Here is a 1,189-nt window from a genome sequence, read left to right on the forward strand (position 1 = left end):
AAAATTAATAAAAATATAACAAAATGAAAATATAGGGTTGACATTAAACAAAAAAAGTAATACAATATTATTGGCAATCGTTAATTTGAGTGCCAAGAGGTGATGAATATGCTTTCAGATAGAAAAAAATTAATCTTAAAGGCTGTAGTGGAAAACTATTCACAAAAAGGACAACCCGTAGGTTCTAAACTGCTTACCCATTTGCCTTATCTTAAATTTGCAAGTGCTACTATTCGTTATGATATGGTGCAATTAGAAAAAGAAGGGTTTTTACAAAAAAATCATACTTCTAGTGGTAGAGTGCCTTCTTTTAAGGGCTATACTTACTATCTAAACCATTTATTAACACGTGATCATGATGTTGCTTGTATGTTTGAAAGCATTGACAAAGTGATTCAAAAAAAGCGTTTTTGTAAAGGACAAGTAATTAAAGAAGCTCTTAATTTGTTAAATAATTTAACTAATTATACTGCTATGGCAATTGGTTCTGATATTTTTAATAATAGTAAAATTACTAAAATTGATTTTATTCCTTTAAATAGTACTCAAGCTGTTATTTTGATTATTACTGATAAAGGAAATGTACAACATCAAAATATTTCTTTGGATCAAACAAAAGAAATTAGCATTTATGACCTTAAAGATGTAGTGCAAGTAGTAAATGATTTGTTGACAGATAAGTTTTTATCAGAAGCATCCAATATTATTCAAAGTGATTTTTTTAAACAAACTATTGCTAAATATATTTGTTTTCAAGAACAATTAATTGCTTTGTTTATGGAAGCTTTTAGTAGTTTTGCCTCAGAGAATCTTTATTTTTCGGGGGTTTCTAAAATGCTTGAAAAACCTGAATTAAGTAATCCTGAAATTATTAAAAAATTTATGGGTCTTTTAGAGCGTAAAGAATTATTAAAAATTATGTTAAATCAAGATAGTTTGTCTTTTAAATTTTCTGATGGCTTGCAACTTACCCCTTTAAAAGATTGTATGATTCTTTCTATTCCTTTTGATGTAAATCCTAATGAGAAAGGAAGAATTGCAGTTGTAGGACCTTCGTGGATGAAATATCCTAAAGTTATTCCTATTTTGGAATATTTGGCAGTTCATTTATCTAAATTAAACGATCAAGAATAACAAATAAAAGAATAAATAATACAATAAATAATTGTAAGATAAAATATAAGTAAAA

At 26.7% G+C, this 1,189-nt stretch carries 1 protein-coding gene; it reads left to right on the top strand.

Annotated elements, in window-relative coordinates; translation table 11 throughout:
• The first annotated feature begins 99 nt into the window (after positions 1 to 99).
• Entirely contained in the window at positions 100 to 1,134 is a 1,035-nt protein-coding gene (gene hrcA, locus OL66_RS00610; protein WP_084066005.1) for a heat-inducible transcriptional repressor HrcA, read from the top strand.
• Positions 1,135 to 1,189 lie beyond the last annotated feature (55 nt).

Origin of the sequence: Chrysanthemum yellows phytoplasma (assembly GCF_000803325.1) — a bacterium.
Lineage (GTDB): Bacteria > Bacillota_I > Bacilli_A > Acholeplasmatales > Acholeplasmataceae > Phytoplasma > Phytoplasma asteris.